General features: G+C 67.5%; 7 protein-coding genes. 3 read left to right on the forward strand and 4 right to left on the reverse strand.

What is annotated here, in order from left to right:
• Nucleotides 1–30: 30 nt before the first annotated feature.
• Nucleotides 31–2241, reverse strand: coding sequence for a glycoside hydrolase family 3 C-terminal domain-containing protein (locus tag FIV34_RS20270; protein ID WP_139985299.1), 2211 nt, complete (start codon nt 2239–2241; stop codon nt 31–33).
• Nucleotides 2242–2389: 148 nt separating this feature from the next.
• Between FIV34_RS20270 and FIV34_RS20275 the strand changes: the two genes are divergently transcribed.
• Nucleotides 2390–6661: a DEAD/DEAH box helicase gene (locus tag FIV34_RS20275; protein WP_139985301.1), complete on the forward strand. Its 4272-nt coding sequence runs from the start codon at nt 2390–2392 to the stop codon at nt 6659–6661.
• A 3-nt stretch (nt 6662–6664) separates the two neighbouring features.
• On the opposite strand, the gene FIV34_RS20280 is transcribed toward FIV34_RS20275, so the two are convergent.
• The 3 genes from FIV34_RS20280 to glk form a co-directional block, all read right to left on the reverse strand.
• A complete protein-coding gene (locus FIV34_RS20280) occupies nt 6665–8941 on the reverse strand; it encodes a beta-N-acetylhexosaminidase (RefSeq protein ID WP_170207672.1) in 2277 nt (758 codons plus the stop codon).
• A 155-nt stretch (nt 8942–9096) separates the two neighbouring features.
• A complete protein-coding gene (locus FIV34_RS20285; protein ID WP_139985305.1) occupies nt 9097–11832 on the reverse strand; it encodes a TonB-dependent receptor in 2736 nt (911 codons plus the stop codon).
• 119 nt (nt 11833–11951) lie between these two features.
• Complete coding sequence (glk, locus tag FIV34_RS20290) at nt 11952–12977, reverse strand: glucokinase (RefSeq protein ID WP_211352801.1); 1026 nt, start codon at nt 12975–12977, stop codon at nt 11952–11954.
• 367 nt (nt 12978–13344) lie between these two features.
• Here glk and FIV34_RS20295 point away from each other — a divergent pair, with 367 nt between their 5' ends.
• Nucleotides 13345–14634 (forward strand): sugar MFS transporter, encoded by a 1290-nt coding sequence (locus FIV34_RS20295; RefSeq protein ID WP_139985309.1) that lies wholly within the window; start codon nt 13345–13347, stop codon nt 14632–14634.
• Between the two features lie 64 nt (nt 14635–14698).
• Nucleotides 14699–15727, forward strand: a complete 1029-nt coding sequence (locus tag FIV34_RS20300; RefSeq protein ID WP_139985311.1) for a LacI family DNA-binding transcriptional regulator — start codon at nt 14699–14701, stop codon at nt 15725–15727.
• Nucleotides 15728–15835: the final 108 nt, after the last annotated feature.

Consider the following 15835-nt stretch of genomic DNA (forward strand, 5'->3'; position numbering starts at 1 on the left):
TCGCGATCACGCGAAGGGGGCACCGCCCTGTTACGGGGCTTTGACCACCGGGAAGCTTTCCGGGAGCTGCAGCGTGGCGTCGGCGGCAAAGTCGTCCGCCGAGCGGCCCAGCTTTACCTGGTAGGTGCCCGCGGCGACGCGCCAGCGCTTGCCGGCGTCATCCCAGCGCGCCAGCGCCAGCAGCTCCAGCGCGATGTCGACGCGACGGCTGTCGCCCGGCTTCAGCGCGACCTTCGTCCAGCCGGCCAGGCGACGCGTGCCGCCATCGGGGCCCGTGACATACACCTGCGGCACGTCCGCACCGGCTACCTTGCCGGTGTTCTTCACCGTCACGTGCGCGACGGCGCGGCCGTCCTTGTCCTTGTCGACCGCGAAGCCGCTGTAGTCGAACGAGGTGTAGGTGAGGCCATAGCCGAACGCGAAAAGCGGCTGGCGTTTGGTCTTTTCGTACCAGCGGTAGCCGACGTCGGCGCCTTCGATGTTGTAGTCGATGGTGTCGGCCGGCTTTTCCTTGCTGTTGAGGCCGGCGCCCTGGATCGTCGCGCGCGGCAGCTGCGATTCGTCCTTCGGCCACGACAGCGGCAGGCGTCCGCTCGGGGCCACCTCGCCGTAAAGCAGGCGGGCGATCGCTTCGCCACCGCCCGAGCCCGGGTACCAGGCCTGCAGCACGGCGCCGGCCTGGTCGAGCCACGGCATCTTCACGGGGCCGTTGGTTTCCAGCACCACGATGGTTTTCGGATTGGCCTTGAGCACCGCCGCCACCAGCGCATCCTGGTTATCCGGCAGGCCCAGGTCCGGCGTGTCGAACGATTCGGCCGCCCACTTGGTGACGAAGACCACGGCGACGTCCGCACCTGATGCGGCCTTCGCCGCCGCCACCGGATCCGTGCCCGGGTTGAAGCTGACCTTGCTGGCGCGCTTGCCGATGAAGGTGAGCGGCGCGGAGGCGTGGTACTTCACTGGACCCGGCCAGCCGGTGGGCTCGAGGCCGGGCACCGGATCGCCGTCGACATCGCTGACCGCCGACGAGCCGCCGCCGGCGAGCACGCCCTTGTCGGCATGGCCACCGATCACGACCACCGAGGTGCCCTTCGCCAGCGGCAGCAGCGCGCCCTGGTTACGAAGCAGGACGGCACCGGCCTCCAGGGCGTCGCGCGCCACGACGCGGTCCGCGGCGTAGGGCACCTTGCCGGCCTTCACCGGCACCGGGTTGTCGAGCACGCCGTGCACGAAGAAGCTGCGCAGGATGCGCTTGACCATGTCGTCCAGGCGCGCCTTGCTCACCTCGCCCCTGGCCACCGCCTCGCGCAGCGGCTTGTCGAAGAACACCTCGGCGTCGAACACTTCGCCGGCGGACTGCTGGTCGAGGCCGGCGTTGGCCGCCTTCGCCGCGCTGTGCGCGCCGCCCCAGTCGGACATCACCCAGCCCTTGAAGCCCCATTCCTTCTTCAGCACCTCGTTGAGCAGCCAGTCGTCCTCGCCCGAATAGGTGCCATTGACGCGGTTATAGGCGGACATCACCGAGCCCGGGTCGCCATGGGCGATGGCCAGCTGGAAGGCCAGCAGGTCCGACTCGCGCAGCGCCACGGGGTTGATCTCGGAGCTGATGGTGTTGCGGCCGGATTCGATGTCGTTGGCGGCGAAGTGCTTCACTGTGGCGACCACCTGGCGCTCCTGCACGCCCTTCACCGTGGCACCGACCATCAGGCCGGCGAGCAGCGGGTCTTCACCGGCGTATTCGAAGTTGCGGCCATTGCGCGGATCGCGCACGAGGTTGACGCCGCCGGAGAGCAGCACGTTGTAGCCCTTGCCGCGCGCTTCGCCACCGATCATGCGGCCACCGGCATGGGCCACGGCGGGATCGAAGCTGGCGGCGGTGGCGAGGCCGGCGGGCAGCGACACCGCGCCCGCGTTATCCACGCCCGGACGGGTGACGCCGAGGCCGGCATCGGTTTCCTGCACGGCCGGCAGGCCCAGGCGCGGCATGGCCGGGATGAAGCCGGCGTTGCCCAGCGCGCCCTCGGGCTGGCCGTGCTTGTCGCTCTTCATGCCGAAGTCGGTACGGATCAGGCGGTACTTCTCGTCATCCGTCATCGCCGCGACGAGCAGTTCCGCGCGCTTGTCGGGCGACAGGCCGCGGTCCATCCACGGCTGGGCCGGCGGCGTGGCCGCGGAAGCCATGCCGGTGATACCGGCAGTAATGGCGAAAGCGAGGGCGGTGCGGCGAGCGGTATCAGCCATGATCACGGGGTCCGGGGAAATGATGCGCACAACCTTGGTGTAGTAACGCGGTTATCGCAAGCCGCGAGACGCGCCAGGTGTACTGTCGGCGCTTGTCCGGGGGCACTTTCGGCCCCATCTATGTCATTGAATGAATTCACAAACGTCAATGCCACTGGCCGCCTTCCATCCTGCCGTCGCCGCGTGGTTCAACGCCACGTTCCCTGCGCCCACCGAGGCGCAGGTGGCCGCGTGGCCAGCCATCCGTTCGGGCCGCCATACGCTGGTCGCCGCACCCACGGGTTCGGGCAAGACGCTGACGGCGTTTCTCTCGGCCATCGACATGCTGGTGCGCGAAGGCGTTGAGCAGGGTGGCCTGCCGGATCGCACCACGGTGCTGTACGTATCGCCGCTGAAGGCGTTGTCCAACGACATCCGGATCAACCTGGAAGCCCCGCTGGCCGGCATCCGTGAGGAACTGCGCAAGCAGGGCCTGCCTGACGTGGAGATCCGCACCGCCGTGCGCACGGGCGACACGCCATCAGCGGACCGCACGCGCATGCGCAAGCGCCCGCCGCACATCCTGGTGACCACGCCCGAATCGCTTTACGTGCTGCTCGGTTCGGAATCGGGCCGGGCCATGCTGCGCGACATCCGCGAAGTCATCGTCGATGAAATCCACGCCGTGGCCGCCAGCAAACGCGGCAGCCACATGGCGGTCTCGCTGGAGCGGCTGGAGTCGCTGGCCCAGCGGCGCCTCGTGCGCATCGGCCTGTCGGCGACGCAGAAGCCCATCGAGAAGGTGGCCGCGTTCCTCACCGGCAGCGAGGACTGCGCCGTCATCGATATCGGCCACGCGCGCCGGCGCGACCTCGCGCTGGAAGTGCCGCCCGTGCCGCTGGAAGCGGTGATGTCGAACGACATGTGGGAGCTGGTCTACAACCGGCTCGGCAACCTCATCGAGCAACACAGCACCACGCTGATCTTCGTCAACACGCGGCGCATGGCCGAGCGCGTGGCACGGCATCTCTCCGAGCGCCTCGGCCGGGACGCGGTCACCGCGCACCACGGCAGCCTGTCCCGCGAGCAACGGCTCGATGCGGAGCAGCGGCTCAAGGCCGGCACGCTGCGTGCGCTGGTGGCGACGGCGTCGCTCGAACTGGGCATCGACATCGGTGACGTCGACCTGGTGTGCCAGATCGCCTCGCCACGCTCGATCGCGGCGTTCCTGCAGCGCGCCGGCCGCGCCGGGCACGCGGTGGGCGGCACGCCAAAGGCCCGGCTGTTCCCCACCTCGCGCGACGACCTGGTGGAATGCACCGCGCTGCTGGACTGCGTGCGCCGTGGCGAGCTCGATGCGCTGATCATGCCGCACCAGCCGCTGGACGTGCTTGCCCAGCAGATCGTCGCCGAAGTCGCCTGCCAGGAGTGGGACGAAGACGCGCTGTACGACCTGGTCCGCCGCGCCTACCCGTTCCGTGAGCTGCCGCGCGAGCGCTTCGACGAAGTGGTGCGGATGCTCGCCGACGGTTTCAGCACGCGGGTAGGCCCGCGCGGCTCCTACATTCACCGCGACGCGGTGAACAAGCGCCTGCGCGAACGTCGCGGCGCACGGCTGACGGCCGTGACCTCGGGCGGCACGATTCCCGAGACCGGCGACTACAACGTGCTGCTGGAGCCGCAGTCCACCGTGGTCGGCACGGTGAATGAAGACTTCGCCATCGAGAGCCTCGCCGGCGACGTGTTCCAGCTGGGCAACCGCTCCTACCGCATCCTGCGCGTGGAGATGGGCCGGCTGCGCGTGGAAGACGCGCAGGGCCAGCCGCCGAACATCCCGTTCTGGCTGGGCGAGGCACCGGGCCGCACCGAGGAACTGTCCATCGGCGTGGCACGCCTGCGCGAAGAGCTCTCGGCGAAGTTCGACGAGGGTGGCCGCGAGGCCGCCATGGCGTGGCTGATGGGCGAGCTCGGGCTGGGCAAGCCGGCGGCCGAACAGGTGGTGGAGTACCTGTTCCGCGCCCGCGCCGCGCTGGGCGCGCTGCCCACGCGCGACACGCTGGTGATGGAGCGCTTCTTCGACGAATCCGGCGGCACCCAGCTCATCATCCACACACCGTTCGGCAGCCGGATCAACAAGGCCTGGGGCCTCGCGCTGCGCAAGCGCTTCTGCCGCCAGTTCAACTTCGAACTGCAGGCAGCGGCGACCGAAGACGCCATCGTGCTGTCGCTGTCGACCAGCCACAGCTTCCCGCTGGAGGAAGTGGCGCGCTACCTGCATTCCAACAGCGCGGAGCACGTGCTCGTCCAGGCCTTGCTGGATGCGCCGCTGTTCGGCGTGCGCTGGCGCTGGAACGCGACCACGGCGCTGGCGCTGCCGCGTTTCTCCGGCGGCAAGAAGGTGGCGCCGCAGCTGCAGCGGATGAAGAGCGAGGACCTGCTGGCCACCGTGTTCCCCGACCAGGTGGCCTGCCTGGAGAACATCGTCGGCGAGCGCGAAGTGCCCGACCACCCGCTGGTGAACCAGACGCTGGACGACTGCCTGCATGAAGCCATGGATACCGAGGGCTGGCTGCGCGTGCTGCGCGGCATGGAGAACGGCAGCATCCGCGTCATCGCCCGCGACCTCGCCACGCCGTCGCCGCTCGCAGCCGAAGTGCTGAGTGCCGCGCCGTATGCCTTCCTCGATGACGCCCCGCTGGAAGAACGCCGCACGCAGGCCGTGCAGTCACGCCGCTGGAACGACGCGGAAAGCGCGGACGATCTCGGCCGGCTCGATGCCGACGCGATCGCCGCCGTGCGCGAGGAAGCATGGCCCGAGGCGCGCAGCGCGGACGAGATGCACGAAGCGCTGATGTTGCTCGGCGCGGTGACGAGCGCGGAAGCCCGCGACAACGGCTGGTTGCCGTGGCTCCAGGCACTGGCGAACGATGCCCGCGCCACGCTGCTCAGCGCCGGCGATGCCGCGCTGTGGGTGGCCGCCGAACGCCTGCCGGCATGGCAGGCCATCCATCCGTCCGCGCGCCTGCAGCCGGCCATCGCCGCACCGGCCGAGTACGCCGCGCAGGCCTGGACCCGTGAAGCGGCCATGGTCGACCTGGTGCGCGGCCGCCTGGGCGGCCTCGGCGTGGTCGAGGAACGCGATATCGGGCCCACGCTCGGCGTGGATGCCGCGGACGTGGCCCTTGCGCTGTCGTCGCTGGAAAGCGAGGGCTACGTCATGCGCGGCCCGTTCTCGCCTGGGGCGACGCACGCGGAATGGTGCGAGCGCCACCTGCTGGCACGCATCCATCGCTACACCATCGGCCGCCTGCGCCGGGAGATCGAACCGGTCGCGCCGCGCGACTTCCTGCGCTTCCTGCTCGACTGGCAGCACGTCACCCACGCCACCCAGGTGGCCGGGCCGGATGCGCTGGCCGCGATGATTGGCCAGCTCGAGGGCTTTGAAGCCGCGGCGGGCGCGTGGGAATCCGAGCTGCTGCCCTCGCGCGTGAAGGACTACAGCATCGGCTGGCTCGACGACCTGTGCCGTGCGGGACGCGTCGTGTGGAGCCGCCTGCGCCTGGGCACCGGCAGCGGTGGCCCGGTGCGCGCCACACCCATCGTGCTGCTGCCGCGCCGGCAGCTGCCGGTGTGGACGGCCGCGGCGCCGGCGGTCAACGAGGAGGCCAGGCTTTCCTCGCGTGCGCAGGCCGTGGAAGACACGCTGCGCGACGAGGGCGCGTTGTTCTTCGACGAGCTGGCGTCGACCACCCGTTTGCTGCGCACCGAGCTGGAAGACGCGCTGGGTGAGCTGGTCGCAGGCGGGCGCGTCACCGCCGACAGCTTTGCCGGCCTGCGCGCACTGCTGCTGCCGTCCGCCAAGCGCAACAGCGGCCGCGCCCGGCGGACGCGGCGGCACATGCTCAGCGGCATCGAGGATGCCGGCCGCTGGTCGCTGGCGCGCCGTTCGCGCGAAGAGCGCAACGATGCCGACGGCATGGAACACATCGCCCGCACGCTGCTGCGCCGCTATGGCGTGGTGAGCTGGCGCATCCTCGAACGCGAGGCCGCGTGGCTGCCTGCGTGGCGCGACCTGCGCCGCGTGTACCACCGGCTGGAAGCCCGCGGCGAGATCCGCGGTGGTCGCTTCGTCGATGGGCTGGTGGGCGAGCAGTTCGCCCTGCCCGAGGCGCTGCCGGCCCTGCGGCAGATCCGCCATCGCGAACACGACGGCGAGATCGTCTGCATCGCCGCGACGGATCCGCTGAACCTCATCGGCGGCATCGTCGCCGGCAGCAAGGTGCCGGCGAACATCGGCAACCGCATCGCCCTGCGCGATGGCGTGCCGCTTGCCGCGATGGTCGCCGGCAAGTTTGTCGTGCTGGGCGAGCTGTCCGGCGACGACGAACGCGAGGCCCGCTCGGCGCTCCAGCGCCGGGCGGACATGCGCATCCCCGCCTGACCCCTAGCGCAGCTGGACGTTGTCGATCACCCAGAAGGTCGACGGGCCCGGCTTGCCGGTGACGAGGATGCACAGATCGTGCGTGCCCTCGCGCTTGGGCAGGATCCCGTCGAGCGTGGCCGGGCCACCCTTCGCCTTGGCCAGCGGGATGGTGGTGAGCTTCGGACCGTCGCAGGTGTCCTGGTGGATCTCGATCTCGCCATCGCGCGACTTGGCCTTGCGCGTGACGATGCCGGCGGTGTCCTTCCACAACGCGTAGTTGAACGGCAGTCGGTTCACGTCGATGGCGACGCCGTAGCGGCCATCCAGCTTCACGCCCTTCCACACCCAGCAGGTATCCATGATGTCCACCTTGTACACCGGGCGGACGCCATCGATGAGCGTGGGTGACTCCACGCGCACGGCGAGCTTGTTGCTGCAGGTGTCGAGCTGGTCGCTGCTACGACGCAGCAGGGACTTCGCATCAATGACCGCCGAGCGCGGGCCCGACACCCCGAAGTCGTTGGCAAACGTGATCGCCTGCACGGTGGTGGGCAGCGACACCTCGAACGGGCCGCTGTACTCCGGCGACTGCGCCGTGGGCGGGGTGCCGTCCGTGGAGTAGCGGATCTTGCCGAAGCCGGTCTGCGAGGACAGCGTCACCGAGGCCTTGTCGTTGCCCGAGGCCTTCGCGTCGATGGCCACCGCGAACGCGCTGTCCGCCGGGATGATGCCCGCGGTGCGGTAGCGGGAGAACTGCGCGGGCAGGCGGGTGAGGAAGCTGTTCCAGTCGGCGATCGGCGACCACGTGCGCTCGGCCACGGCCGCCACGCGCGGGAAGATCGCGTGCTGCACGCGGCCCCAGTTCGGCTGGTACTCGGTGAACATCGTCAGCTGCTCGCCGAGGATGTGGCTGGCCTTGTCGGCCGGCACGCCATCCGGCACCGGGTTGAAGGTGTAGACGCTTTCCAGCGACTGCACGTTCGGCCGGCCGGCCGGCTCATCCGGCAGGCTGGACTGCAGGTAATCCATGTACAGGTTAGGCGAGGGTGCCATCACCACGTCGTGGCCGGCGTTCGCGGCCTTGATCGCACCCTGGGTACCGCGCCAGGACATGACGGTGGCGCTCGCCGGCACCTTGCCGTCGAGGATCTCGTCCCAGCCGATCAGGCGGCGGTGATGCTGCTCGAGGTACTCGCCGATGCGAGCGACGAACCAGCCCTGCATCTTCTCTTCGTCGGTGATGCCCAGCGACTTCATCTTCGCCTGCACCGCGGGCGAATGCTCCCATTCGTCCTTCGCCGCCTCGTCGCCACCGACGTGGATGTACGTGGAGGGGAACACCTCCATCACTTCATCGAGCACATCCTCGAGGAAGGTGAAGGTGCCATCGTCCACGTTGAACAGGGCCGTGTTGACGCCCCAGTCCGACGAGACGGTGTGTGACTTGCCGATGCCGAACTTCGGATACGCGGCCACCGCGGCCTGGGCATGGCCAGGCATCTCGATTTCCGGGACCACGGTGATGTGGCGCTCGGCGGCGTACGCCACGACCTGGCGTGCTTCTTCCTTCGTGTAGAACCCGCAGTACGGCTTGTCCGCACCGCCGGTGAGGGCGATATCCGGGCCCACGGGCTTGCGGCACGACGCCACGTCGGTGAGTTTGGGGTACTTCTCGATCTGCAGGCGCCAGCCCTGGTCGTCGGTGAGATGCCAGTGGAAGGTGTTGAGCTTGTGCATCGCCATCTGGTCGAGCAGGTGCTCGATGTCGCTTACCGACTGGAAGTGGCGGCTGGAATCGAGCATCAGGCCACGCCATTCAAAGCGCGGCTTGTCGACGATGTGCACGCCGGGCAGGCCGTTCTGTGCGGTCGGGTCGGTGGCCAGCTGCCACAGGGTGACGGCGCCGTAGAACAGGCCGGTCTCGTCGTTGGCGGCGATGCGCACGCCCTTGTCGTCGACATCGAGCGCATACGCCTCGATGCCCTTCACCGAGGCCTCGGTATGCAGCCAGATGGTGTCGGCACCGGCCTTGCCTTCGACGATGGGCAGGGTGATGCCACGGGCCTGGCGCAACCAGCCCTGCAGCTGGGCGGCCACCTTCTTCGCCTGGGTGTCCCCGGCGGCGGTGGCGATCTTCGTGCTGCCATCGATAGGGAAGTGCCCCGCCACGCGTGCGACCTGGGCGGGCATGGGGATCAGCGAAAGCGGCGTCGTATCGACGGGCGTGGTGTCATGCCTCGGCTGGGTGGCACAGGCGGTAAGGCCGGTGGCCAGGGCGAGGAGGAGGATACGGCGCATCGGGACTCCAACGTGGCTAACGCGAAGGCTCGATTGTGTCCGGTATGCCGCCGCAAAAAAAGCGGGCCCGGCAAGGATGTCGACGGGCCCGAGGGGAATGAAGCTTCGAGGGTTATGTGCGGCCATCCGTGGCCGCCAAGCCATGACGCTAACGCTTAGAGGTCGAAATGCACCGAAGCCATGTAGCGGCGGCCGGTCGTGTACTTCGCCACCGGCAGCGAGGTGACGGTGAGGTACTGCTTGTATTCCTCGTTCGTCAGGTTCATGCCCGCGAGGGTGAACGAGACGTTCTTGTTGAGCTTGTAGCCGATCGTCGCACCCAGGTCGCCGTAGTCGGCCGTGGTGGCCGGCGGCGCACCGGCGATGTAACCGCCGGCGAGGTACTTGCTGCGCCAGTTGTACGTGATGCGGGCGCTGAACGGGCCTTCCTCGTAGTACGGGCTGAGCGAATAGGCGTTCTTCGAGTTGTACGGCAGCGAACCACCGGAATCGAGCGTGCCCTTTGCATACGTGTAGCTTGCGGTCACGCCGAAGCCGGTATCCCAGAACGCCTGCTGGTAGCTGAGCGTGCCGCCCCGGACCTTGCCGGCGCCGGTGTTGCGCGGACGGCTGATCGAGTACTCGCAGAAGCCATCCGGCGTGCACAGGCCCTGTGCGACCTGGCGGGCAAACGTCGTCGGGTCGTTGACCAGGCCGCCGTTGTAGAGCAGCTCGTTCGCCGAATCGACCACGGTGTAGTTGTCGATCTTCTTGTAGAAGCCGGTCAGCGCCAGGTACGACTGCGGCGCGAAATACCACTCAGCCGAGGCCGAGTAATTCTTCGAGCTGTAGTCCTTCAGGTTCGGGTTGCCACCCGAGCCGGTCAGCACCGAGTCGTTGAGGAACAGGTTGTTCACCTGCATGTTGTACGGCGGACGCGCGATCACCTTGGCGGCCGCGGCACGCAGCACGACGTCTTCCATCAGGTCGTACGCGATGTTGATGCTCGGCAGCCAGTTCTTCGTGGTGCGCGAGGAGGTCTGCCAGGAACCCGGCGGGGCCGGCAGCACCGGGGCGCCGCTGTAGTTGAAGCCGGTGCCGTCGGTCTTGGTGTCGACGTAACGGATACCGAAGTTGCCGTGGAAGCCGCCACCCGCGAAGTTCGCCTGCGCGTACGCCGCGTTGGTCTTCTCGACCAGCTTGTACGTGCCGTTGAGGTACGTACCCGGGTCTTCGTTGCCACCGTTGGTGTTGCGCACCCACTGGTACTGGGCTTCCTTGTCCGGCATGACGTGGTTGGCCGAACCGTCGAGGCCGTTCAGCGCATCGAGCGTGTTCGTGTAACCGCCGAAGCCGAGGTCTTCCAGGTTGGTCGGTGCGTTGCCGCCGTAGACGTGGGCATTCATGCCCTCTTCGTGTCGGTTCCAGCGGTAACCCACGGCCACTTCGTTGATGAACGAATCGAAGAACTTCGAGAAGTCCAGCTGCGCATACGTGTCACGCGAGTGCGCGGAGTACGAGCCGTAGTTGCCGGGCCAGCCACCCAGGCCATCCACGTCACCCATGTGCCAGTTGGCCGGATCGCGGGCAGCGGCGGGGCTGTCGAAGTTGAAGCCCTTGTTGATGTCCCAGGTGTAACCACCGGCGTACACCGGCTCCATCACGGCCTGCGAGATGTTGTCGTTGATCGCCTTGCTGTAACCGGCCGCACCGGCGAGCTGCCAGCCGTCACCGTGGAAGGTGGACTTCAGGTCATGGGCGACGGTGCGCACCACCGACTTGCGGATGTTGCTGTCGAACGTGCCCTGCGCGATGGCCGGGCAGGTCGGGTCGTCGTTACCGCAGACATGGCCACCGGTGACCACGCCGTTCGGGCCCTGGTTGAAGCTGGTGACGTTACCCGGCGTCGCGCCGGTGAACGGGTACAGCGACTGGTTCCAGTTGTCGAAGTTCTCGCGGACGAACAGGTTGTTGAACTCGAGATCCCAGTTGTCCGTCGGACGCAGCTGGAAGCCGAGCGTGGCAGTGTCGCGCTTGCGCTTCTGCTGGAACCACGCCGAGTTGACTTCGTCGGGCACCTTCGCGTTCGGATCGAGCGAACCGTTGGCGATGCCGGCGGCCACGGCCGGGCTGGAGGCCCACTTCGAGACCGGGCTGTAGCTGAAGATTTCGAAGCCCTGACGGTCGATCTTTTCCTCGTAGTGCTGCAGCGAGGCGATCATGCCGAAGGTGCTGTCCGCATTCTTCCAGCTGTACAGCGCCGAGCCGGTCGGACGGGTGCCCGCCGTGCCCTGGTCGTTGTAGTTCAGGCCGAACGAACCACGGACGGTGTTAGCCGGCAGGTCGAGCGGCTCAAGCGTGTGCAGCAGCACCGTGCCGCCGAGGCTGCCTTCGGTGAGGCGCGCTTCGGGCGACTTGTAGACTTCCAGGCGGCCGACGATTTCCGGCGCGAGCATGGTGAAGTCGAAGCCGCGGTTCGGCTGGGCGCCGTACTGCCACGGCGTCTGCGACACCGGCTGGCCATTGAGGAACGTCAGGTTGAGGCTGGGATCGGTGCCGTCGATGGAGACGCGGTCGCCCTGGCCGAACTGACGGTCGATCGTGACGCCCGGGACCTGCGTCATCGCTTCGGCGACGTTGGTGTTCGGGAACTTGCCGATGTCTTCGGCCGTGACGGCTTCGACGATGGCGTCGGCATTGCGCTTGGTGTCCAGCGACTTCTCAAGGCTGGCGCGGATGCCGGTGACGGTGATGCCCTCGAGCTGGGCTGCCTTGGCAGCGTCGGCTTTTTGCTGGGCGGTCTGCGGCTTGGCCGGGTCCTGGGTCGACGCGTCCTGCGCGGCAACGGTTCCGGTGAAACAGCAGAGTCCGGCGATGATGCTCGCCGTGAGCAGATTCCTACGATGCGACATGGTGTCCTCCCCTCAGAGGATGTAGCTTCGGCGGGTTTCGCGACCGCGCCGGGCTTTCGTTGCTATCGGAGAGCCTTTCGGCCCGGTTTTTTACTAAGCCTGCGTTCCTTTCCCACTCATCAATGAGCAGCCGAACCGTGCAGGTAGAGACCGGCGGCACCGATCACTCCCAACTGTCCGTGGTCCATGAGACGTACCGGCACTTGCTGGAGAAAGGCGCGCATAACGCCCTTGTTGAAAAACCTGTCTGCGAAGCTGCTGGCGGCGAGATACTCGCGGATCTGCGGCAGGATGCCGCCGGCCAGGAACACGCCACCGCGGGCGCCATAGAGCATGGCGAGGTCGCCGACGAAGCTGCCGAGCAGGCCGCAGAACACGTCCAGTGCTTCGACCGCGGCGGGATCATTCCCGGCGAGGGCGGCGCTGGTGACGGCGGCGGGTTCGGCATGCGTCGCGGGGGTGCCGCGCAGCGTCGAAATCGCTTTGTAGAGGTTGACCAGACCGGGGCCTGAAAGGGCGGTCTCGTAGGAAACGTAGTCGCGGCTCTTCGCCAGCTCGCCGAGGATCGCGGCTTCGCGCGGCGTGCCCGGGGCCAGCGAGATCTGGCCGGCTTCGGTGGCCAGCACGGTGGCGTGCGGCTTGCCGGGCAGCAGCACCGCCGAGCCGAGGCCGGTGCCCGGGCCCATCACCAGCATCGGGCCGGCGGCGGGCGCCGCGGCGGTCTCGATGATGGCGGTGGTCTCGTGGTCCCGCAGGAACTGGCAGGCGTAGGCCACGGCCTCGAAGTCGTTGACCACGCGCAGGCCGGCCAGGTGCAGGCTGTCGCGGATGTCGCCGATGGACACCGGCCAGGGCAGGTTCTCGTTGACGATGGCGTCGCCCAGGACGTAACCGGCGCTGGCCACCGCGCAGTGGTGCACGGCGAACTGGCCGTCGAGGTGGCCGACGAAGTCCTTCAGCACGGCGGTGAGGCTGGGCCAGTCCGCGCAGGCATAGCGCTCATAGCGCAGCACGTCGAAGGAGCCGCCGGCGAGCGCGGGACGCACCAAGCCGATACGGGCATGCGTGCCGCCCACGTCGGCGGCGATGAACGCCTCCGCACGCGTCGTCCGCACTGCTTCCCGCTTGCTTGCCTGTTCGCCCACGCCTGGCCCCTTGTGTCCTTGCGATGCGGTCACATGAATTTCCTGTGACGCCCCTGTTTTTCGCAGTCTGTGTTTCCGATGACAACGTTGTCAACAGGACAAATGGCTAGGACAGGGAACATTCCATCGTGCGTCGCAACAGGAAACGTTTTCGTCCGGGGGCGATTTTCCGCAGACTTTGCGCGACAGGCGGTCCGGAGGCCGTTTGGCCCGGCCGATCAGGCGCTTGCGGCGTTGCGACATCGATAGTCAGTACATCGACCCGACCCGGGCCGGGGGCGGGATGGCGCGATTGACAACGTTGCGCACACGAGTCATTAAAGGGACAAAACCGCGGCATCAACACCAAGAAAGGGGAGCACAACCCATGTCGTCCACCACGGCCGCTGTCGGCGAGACGCGCCATTCCAGCGTCGGGCCGATGATCATCATCGGCATCCTGTTTTTCATCTTCGGCTTCGTCACGTGGCTCAACGGCCCCCTGATCACCTTCGTCAAGCTGGCCTTCGCGCTGGATGACGTGGGCGCCTTCCTGGTGCCCAGCGCCTTCTATCTCTCGTACTTCTTCCTCGCCCTGCCCGCCTCCTTCATCCTGAAGAAGACCGGCATGAAGAAGGGCATGGGCCTGGGCCTGTTCGTCATGGCGATCGGCGCGGCCACGTTCGGCCAGTTCGTCACCATGCGCGTGTACCCGGGCGCGCTCATCGGCCTGTTCATCATCGGTGCCGGCCTCTCGCTGCTGCAGACCGCCTCCAACCCGTACATCTCGGTGCTTGGCCCGATCGACAGCGCTGCTCAGCGCATCGCCTTCATGGGCATCTGCAACAAGATCGCCGGTGCGCTCGCCCCCTTCGTGTTCGGCTGGGTGGTGATGAGCAACATCGGCGGCTTCGACAAGCAGATCGCCGCGGCCTCCTCGCCGGAAGAGAAGGAGGCCCTGCTCAACGCCTTCGCCGCGAAGGTGCACATGCCGTACCTCGCGATGGCCGGCATCCTGGTCGTGCTGGCGATCTGGGTGGTGCGTTCGTCGCTGCCGGAAATCCGCGCGTCCACGGATAACTCCGAGCGCGCCATCGGCCATGCCAAGGGCAGCATCTTCAGCTTCCCGCACCTGTGGCTCGGCGTGCTCTGCCTGTTCGTGTACGTCGGCGTGGAAGTGATGGCGGGCGACGCCATCGGCACCTACGGCCAGGGCTTCGGCATGACGCCGGAAGACACCAAGCACTTCACCTCGTACACGCTGTTCGCCATGCTGATCGGCTATGTCGCCGGCCTGGTGCTGATCCCCAGGGTGATCTCCCAGCACAAGTACCTGGCGCTCTCAGCCGTGCTTGGCGTGCTGTTCTCCATCGGCACCTATGTCACCACCGGTTACACCTCGGTGGCCTTCGTGGCGGCACTGGGCTTTGCCAACGCCATGATGTGGCCGGCGATCTTCCCGCTGGCGATCAAGGGCCTCGGCAGCCTCACCGAGTTTGGCTCGGCCCTGCTGATCATGGGTATCGCCGGTGGCGCCATCATCCCGCAGCTGTTTGCCCACCTGAAGCAGGGCCACGACTTCCAGCTCGTGTTCCTCGCCCTGATGATGCCGTGCTACCTGTACATCCTTTATTACGGCGCTGCCGGCCATAAGGTCGGTCAGCATACAAAGGACTGAAACCTCTCTTCGCTCGGTGACGGCCATCCGCTAGGATGGCCGTCTTGCTATCGAGGGTCGTGATTTGCGTAGCCCCACCATCAAGGACGTCGCTGAGCGGGCCGGCGTTTCGCTGAAGACCGTATCGCGCGTCATCAACCACGAGCCCTCCGTGCACGTGCGCACCCGTGAAAAGGTGCAGCGCGCCATCGAGGCGCTGGATTACCAGCCCGACCAGGCCGCCCGCAGCCTGCGCAGCTCGCGCACGTACGCGCTGGGCCTGGTGTATGACAACCCCAACGCCCACTACGTCATCGCCATGCAGAACGGCGTGCTGTCGGTGTGCCGCGAGCGGGGCTTCGGCCTGCAGATCCATCCGTGCGACTCGTCGGCACCGCGCCTGGCGGAGCAGCTCGGTGACCTGGTCCGGCGCAACCGCCTGGCCGGCCTCGTGCTGTGCCCGCCGATGTCGGAGCAGCCCGAGCTGCTGGCCCTGCTCACCGAGCAGAACGTGCCGTTCGTGCGGATCATCTCCGCCCGTAAGGACCCGAAGGACGGCTGGCCCTGCGTGTTCGTGGACGACCGAGACGCGGCCTATGCGATCACCGAGCACCTGATCCAGCTCGGCCACCATCGCATCGGTTTCCTGTGGGGTGGCAAGGAGCACCGCTCCAGCCCCGAGCGTTACCAGGGGTATGAAGACGCGCTGCGCGGTTACGGCATCGACGTGGACCCCGCGCTCGTGGTCGAAGGCGATTACTCGTTCGACGATGGCTTCCGTGGCGCGCGCAAATTGCTCGGCCTGCGCAACCCGCCGACGGCGATCTTCGGTTCCAACGATGAAATCGCCGCGGGCGTGCTCGCCGCCGCGCGCTCCGGTGGCGTCGACGTGCCGTGGGAGCTCTCCATCGCCGGCTTCGAAGACAGCCCGTTCTCGAAGCAGTCGTGGCCCGCGCTGACCACCTCGCGACAGAACACCGAGGAGATCGGCCGCCACGCGGCACAGCGCCTCATCGCCGAACTCGAGCGTGACAACGGCGCACCGCCCATCGACAACGAAGGCTTCAGCCCGGACCTCGTCGTGCGCGGTTCCACGGCCCCTCGCCGCCTCTGATCCACGCGGCGACATCGGCTTAACGCCGCATTTGTTAATCTTTTCGGGATATCCACTGCGCGCGCCGCTTGCGTTTGCCTTGAGGTGGATATCCCGCGCGTTCCGCGT

It is taken from the genome of Luteibacter pinisoli (genome assembly GCF_006385595.1).
GTDB classification, from domain to species: Bacteria; Pseudomonadota; Gammaproteobacteria; order Xanthomonadales; family Rhodanobacteraceae; genus Luteibacter; species Luteibacter pinisoli.